The 6,000-nt window shown below is 63.5% G+C and carries 7 protein-coding genes and 1 riboswitch; all 7 genes read right to left on the bottom strand.

Translation table 11 applies throughout. The features are described from left to right. Window positions 1-52 precede the first annotated feature (52 nt). Window positions 53-808 carry a tol-pal system protein YbgF gene (gene ybgF / locus ACO550_RS11075; RefSeq protein WP_315592585.1) on the bottom strand — a complete coding sequence of 252 codons (756 nt, stop codon included), beginning with the start codon at window positions 806-808 and terminating at the stop codon, window positions 53-55. Window positions 809-826: 18 nt separating this feature from the next. Next, window positions 827-1,339 carry a peptidoglycan-associated lipoprotein Pal gene (pal, locus tag ACO550_RS11070; protein WP_315592586.1) on the bottom strand — a complete coding sequence of 171 codons (513 nt, stop codon included), beginning with the start codon at window positions 1,337-1,339 and terminating at the stop codon, window positions 827-829. A 20-nt stretch (window positions 1,340-1,359) separates the two neighbouring features. Then, on the bottom strand, window positions 1,360-2,700 hold the full coding sequence (gene tolB / locus ACO550_RS11065; protein WP_315592587.1) for a Tol-Pal system beta propeller repeat protein TolB: 1,341 nt from the start codon (window positions 2,698-2,700) through the stop codon (window positions 1,360-1,362). A gap of 216 nt (window positions 2,701-2,916) precedes the next feature. Beyond that, window positions 2,917-4,053, bottom strand: a complete 1,137-nt coding sequence (tolA, locus tag ACO550_RS11060; RefSeq protein WP_315592588.1) for a cell envelope integrity protein TolA — start codon at window positions 4,051-4,053, stop codon at window positions 2,917-2,919. 20 nt (window positions 4,054-4,073) lie between these two features. After that, a complete protein-coding gene (gene tolR / locus ACO550_RS11055; protein ID WP_315592589.1) occupies window positions 4,074-4,511 on the bottom strand; it encodes a protein TolR in 438 nt (145 codons plus the stop codon). A 35-nt stretch (window positions 4,512-4,546) separates the two neighbouring features. After that, window positions 4,547-5,230, bottom strand: a complete 684-nt coding sequence (gene tolQ, locus ACO550_RS11050; RefSeq protein ID WP_066731701.1) for a protein TolQ — start codon at window positions 5,228-5,230, stop codon at window positions 4,547-4,549. Continuing rightward, window positions 5,227-5,631 (bottom strand): tol-pal system-associated acyl-CoA thioesterase, encoded by a 405-nt coding sequence (gene ybgC / locus ACO550_RS11045; RefSeq protein ID WP_315592590.1) that lies wholly within the window; start codon window positions 5,629-5,631, stop codon window positions 5,227-5,229. Before ybgC ends, tolQ begins: the two co-directional genes overlap by 4 nt. Window positions 5,632-5,799: 168 nt before the next feature. Further along, window positions 5,800-5,903: riboswitch (ZMP/ZTP riboswitch) on the top strand. Window positions 5,904-6,000 lie beyond the last annotated feature (97 nt).

Raw genomic sequence — 6,000 nt, 5'->3', positions numbered from 1 at the left:
GAAAAAACCCGCGAATTCGCGGGTTTTTTCCTGACTTACGCACTGCGTCCGGTTACTTCAGCGTCTTCAGCCGGTTGCTGGCGGCCTGGGCGCCTTCGGTGCCCGGATACTTCGACACCACGGTCTCCAGCGTCTTCCTGGCGGCGGGCTTCTGGCCGGTTTCGAGCTGGTTGTTGGCGATGGCGATCATGGCGTCAGGTACCTTCGCATGCGCGGGGAACTGTTGCACCATGTTCTGCAGCACGTAGGTCGATCCCTTGTAGTCACGCTGCGCGTAGAGCGAATTGCCGAGCCAGAACTGCGCCAGCGGCAGGTACGGGCTTTGCGGATACTTCTTCGCAAATGCCGAGAAGGCATTGCCCGCGCCCTTGAAATCGCCCGACTGGAACTGCTTGAGCGCGGCGTCGTACTCAGGCTTTTCGGTAGGTTGGGCCATGCCCTCCTTGCCGTCCACGGTCACCTGTTGCGGCTCGAATTTCTTCAGGCGCGCGTCCAGGTCAGCGTAGTAATCCTTCTGCTGTTTCTGCAGCGTATCCACCGTGTTCTGCAGCACCTCGTTCTGACCGCGCAGTCGGGCTACCTCCTGACGCAGACCTTCGAGCTGGTTCTGCATGTCGAGCTGGGCCTTGCTGTTCTGGTCGATTCGTTGCGCTGACGTGGCCTGGAAACCGTTGAACTGGTCCCGCAGCTGGATCACCGCACGGCGCGCCTCGTCGTCGTCAAAGACGCCGGCGTGCGCGGAACTGGCTGCAAGCATGCCGCCAGATACAGCGGCCAGCCACAGCAGGGTGGAAACGCGAGCATTCATGAAGGATTATTCCGTGGATCAGTAAGCGATGTCGGCGCGACGGTTTTCAGCCCACGACGCTTCGTCGTGACCGGTGGCCTTCGGCTTTTCCTTGCCCAGGCTCACGGCTTCCATCTGCGACTCGGGCACGCCCAGCGACGACAGCGAACGACGCACGGCCTCGGCACGCTTCTGGCCCAGGGCCAGGTTGTACTCGCTGGTACCGCGTTCGTCGGTGTTGCCCTGGATCAGGATCTTGCGGCCCTTGTTGGCGCCCAGGTATTGCGAGTGCGCCTGCAGCATACCCTGGTAGTCCGACTTGACCGAGTAGCTGTCGAAGTCGAAGTACACGCTGCGCTTGGCCAGCGGGCCGTTCGGATCGTTCAGCGGGTCACGCGAAACGTCCACCGGCGCCACCTGGCGGGCGTCCGACTGGGCACCACCGGCGCCGGCGCCGGACTTCGATGCGTCGTCCAGCTTCACGCCGGAGCTGCAAGCACCCAGGGCCAACAGTGCAGCCAGGGCGAGCGATTTGGTCATCATTTGGGACATGGCGAGAGACTCCTCTTTTTCTACTGCATGAAAGGTCCCCAGGACGGCTCGCGAACTTCGCCGGACTGGAGAGACAGAACCTGTTTCGTCCGGCCATCCGTGGAGACCGCCGCCAGTACCGAGCGACCGCCCACACGCGTGGCGTACAGGATGTATTTTCCATTGGCGGCGAAGCTCGGGGCTTCGTCGTTGGACGTATCGGTGAGCGATGTCACGTCACCGTTTGACAGGTCCTGCAGCTGCAGACGGAAGCCGCCCGAACGCGAGATAAAGGCCAGGTACTTGCCGTCCGGCGAGAGGCGCGGACTGACGTTGTAGTTGCCCTTGAAGGTCACGCGTTGCGCTGCGCCGGATTCTTCGCCAGAAGCCGGCATACGGTAGATCTGCGGCGCACCGCCGCGATCGCTGGTGAAATAGATGCTGCGGCCATCCGGCGAGAACTGCGGCTCGGTGTCGATCGCGCTGCTACGCGAGATACGACGCAGACCAGAGCCGTCGGCATTGACCAGGTACACCTGCGTATTGCCGTCACGCGACAGTGCCACGGCCAGGCGTTGGCCATCGGGCGACCACGACGGCGCGCTGTTGTTGCCCTTCTGGTTCGACACCAGCACGCGCTTGCCCGTGGACAGGTCGTGCACATAGACCACCGGCTTGCGCGCTTCAAACGAAACGTATGCCACACGGCGCCCATCGGGCGACCACGACGGCGAGATGATCGGCTCGGTGCTGGTCAGTGCGACCTGCGCGTTCTGGCCGTCCGAATCGGAAATCAGCAGCTGGTAGCGATTGCCCACCTTCGACACATACGACAGGCGCGTGGCAAACACCCCACGCTCGCCGAGCAGTTTTTCGTAGATGTAGTCGGCAATCTTGTGGGCGGTCACACGCAACTGGCCCTGCGACACATTGAAGGCCAGGCCACCCAGGCTCTGACCCTTGACCGTGTCGTACAGGCGGAAGCGGACTTCGTACTGGCCGTTGCCAGAGGGAGTCACGCTGCCGGCCACGAACGCGTCGGCGCCCTTGGCCTTCCAGCTGCCCAGGTCCACCTGGGCCGATTCCGGCACGGTGGCGCCAGCCGGATCGATATTGCGGAAGCGGCCGCTGTTGGCCAGGTCGCTACGGATGATGGCGGTCAGGTTCTGCGGAGCCTGTGCTTCGCCCTGGAAATTGGCCGTGGCCACCGGGAACTGGTTCGAGCCCACGCCGGTAATTTCCACGTTCAGTTGCGCGTGTGCTACACCCGCCGACATCAGCGCCGCAGCCAGCCATGCCATCAGTGCATGGCGGCCTTGCTCTCGTGTGACGGTGGTGTTCTGGCGCCGGGACAGCCAGTTGGGGGCCCAAAGCTTTCGCATGCTGCTCCTCAGTCGATATCAGGATTCATCGGTGCGGCGGGCACGGCAAGTACGGCGGAACGGACAGCATGCAGCTTGGGCAGCATGCTCCGTCGTGCGCACGTCTTGCACGCTGCCGGCCGCGTCAGGCAACCGTTCATGGTAGCGATCGGACTGGCGGCCAACGATGAAGGTTGCATTATGTTGCAAATCATGGCGCTCTCGACACTCCGCCCTCTAGCCCTTCGGAGTGAACGTGATCGTGAACTCGAACGACGGCGCCTTGCCGTCCTCGTCGCGCGGCAGCGGATCCGAACGTTCCACCGCGCGCAGCACGGCGTTGTCCCAGTCCGTATTGCCGCTGGACTTGGCGAGGCGCTTGGACAGGATCGAACCGTCCGGTGCCAGCCTTACCGCCACCACAGCGGCCGGATTGCCCTCGACATCGCCGCCAAAGACGATGTTCGGCTTCACGCGACGACGCACGCGGTCTGAATAGCCCGGCGACGCCTTGCCGCCCGACCCCGCACCGGAGCCCGCCGCATTGCCGACACCACCGCCACTCGACGTCGAGGTACCGCCACCAGCCAGCGCCTTCAAACGCGCCAGTTCGCTGTTGCGCTGCGCATTGGCCGCAGCCTCGCGCTTAGCCTTTGCATCGGCATCCGCCTTGGCCTTTGCCTTGGCTTCGGCGTCGGCCTTGGCCTTCGCCTGCTTGTCAGCCTCGGCCTTGGCCTTCGCGTCAGCGGCTTCCTTGCGATCGTGCTCGGCCTTTTCCTTGGCAGCCTTGTCGGCCTTCTCAGCCTTTTCTGCCTTTTCCTTTTCCGCCTTGTCGGTCCGTTCCTTGTCGGCCTTTTCCTTGTCGGCCTTCTTCTTCGCGTCTTCCTTGCGCTGCGCGTCCAGCTGCTGCTGGCGCTGGTCTTCCTTGCGCTGCGCTTCCTTCTTTTCCTGGTCCTTGCGCTCCTGCTCCTTGCGCGCGGCCTCCTGACGCGCCTCTTCGCGCGCGGCGGCCTCTTCGGCCTGCTTGCGCTTCTGGCGTTCCAGCGCGATATCGGCGGCTTCCTCTACCTTGCTGCGCACGGCCGGCTGCGGCGGCGTGGGCGCAGGTGTTGGCTGCGGTTGCTCCACGGGGCGTGGCGGCGGTGCGGGCGTGACGTCAGGAACTTCTTCCCAAAGCTCGGCCTCGGCGCCCACCGGCGTGCTGCTCTGCCAGTGCACGCCGTAGTACAGCACGATGCCGAGCAGCAGGTGCATGAACAGCGCCAGCAGGAAAGACCGCATCGTGCCGCGTTCCTTGACCGGCTGATACGGATAGGCGGCGGCCTTCGCGCGCGAAGGCCGTTGATGCGGATGACGTGACGAGAGGCTGGCCACTTTGGGACGCTGGGAAACGCTTACTTTGATTTCACCATCAGGCCGACGCGTTTCACGCCATCGGCCTTCAGCACGGACATGACGTCCAGCACGGCTTCGTACTTGACCGAACGGTCGGCGGCAATCACCACCGGCTGGTCCGGGTTCTCGTTCTGGCGCTGGTGCACGAAATCGATCAGCCCACGCTTGTCGAGCTTGCGCTCGAACGAACCGCCCGAGCTGTCCTTGCCGCGTGCCGTCAGTGCGCCGTCTTCATGCACGGTCACGACGATGGGCGGGGTCTGCTGTTGCGGCGTGGCATTGGCCACCGACGGCAGGTCTACCACCGCCGGGCTCACGATAGGTGCCGCCACCATGAAGATGACGAGCAGCACGAGCATCACGTCGATATACGGTACGACGTTGATCTCTGCGCTGGCGCGGCGGCGCGAACCGCCGCGGCGCTGGATGGCTGCCATGGCTGATGCTCCCTATGTCTTAGGTCTCTATGTCCTCAACGCGTCTGGCGCTGCAGGATATTCAGGAATTCTTCCATGAAGCTTTCGAACCGGATGGCCAGGCGGTCGATTTCCGTGGCGTAGCGGTTGTAGGCAATCACGGCCGGGATGGCGGCGAACAGGCCGATCGCGGTGGCAACCAGTGCCTCGGCAATGCCGGGCGCCACCGATGCAAGCGTAGCCTGCTGCACATTCGACAGACCGCGGAAAGCATTCATGATGCCCCACACGGTACCGAACAGACCAATATACGGGCTGACCGAACCCACCGATGCCAGGAACGGCAGGTGCGACTCAAGCACGTCCATCTCGCGCTGGTACGCGGCACGCATCGCGCGGCGGGCCGCATCGAGCAAGGCGCCGGCGTCGTTGCTGCGCTCACGGGCCTTCAGGAATTCACCCATGCCCGATTCGAAGATGCGCTCGAGCGCGCCGGTGTTGTGGCGGTTGTTCACGGCGCTGTTGTAGAGCGCCTGCAGGTCGCCACCGGCCCAGAAATCGCGCTCGAAGCCCTCGGTCTGCGTGCGCGCCGAGCGCAGCGCCAGGTGCTTGCGGAAAATGTAGGTCCACGAGAACAGCGACATCACGAGCAGCAGCGCCATGACGGCCTGTGCCAGCAGACTCGCGTGGAGCACCAGCGAAATGATCGACAGGTCTTGTGTGACGGTCACTGGATTCATCGGGCGTTTTTGATAGTAGCGAGAACAGGGGCAGGAATCGGGGTCGGACGGAATGTGCTTTTATCAACACACCCCACACGGATTTTGCCGCTGGCCAGCAGCAGATCCCCACGCCAGGCTTCCTGGGCGAATTGGACCGATGCCGGCCCGACCCGTTCGATAAGCGTTCGGATCTCCAGCTGGTCATCCAGCCGGGCGGGCGCATTGTATTCCACGGCGGTACTGCGTACGACGAAGACCACGCCGGACAAATCGGCAAGGGCCTGTTGTTCAATGCCGAGCGAGCGCAGCCATTCGGTGCGGGCCCGTTCGAAGAACTTGAGGTAGTTGGCGTAGAACACCACGCCGCCAGCGTCGGTGTCTTCCCAGTACACGCGCAGCGGCCATACAAAATTTGGCATGGCCGGCATTGTAACGGAGCGCACTGGTTAACCCGTAAGCGAGTTTGCAACAGCAAGTTGCGAGCCATGCGCAGCAAGGGCTTGACGGCACTCGCGCCACGGGGCAGGCACACCGGGTGCACCGTCTTGCGGCAAGCCGCGCGTTCGCATAAACTCTGCGGCAACCATTCCATCTTGCGCGACTGGCGAAGTCAGTGGGTACTACCACGAGGAAGCGCAAGTTCATTGGGCGTGAAGTATCAATGCGCCTGCCGCTCGCCTGGGTAGCGAATGGGAAGCAGGGTGCGCCCTGCATCGGCTGGCCGCGTGTTTCATATGGCGGGGCTCCGGTGCTGGACGCCAGTGCCTTCCCGCGCGCCCTAATACGCG

Source organism: Cupriavidus sp. (genome assembly GCF_057315035.1).
This window is presented reverse-complemented; position numbering and strand designations above follow the sequence as displayed.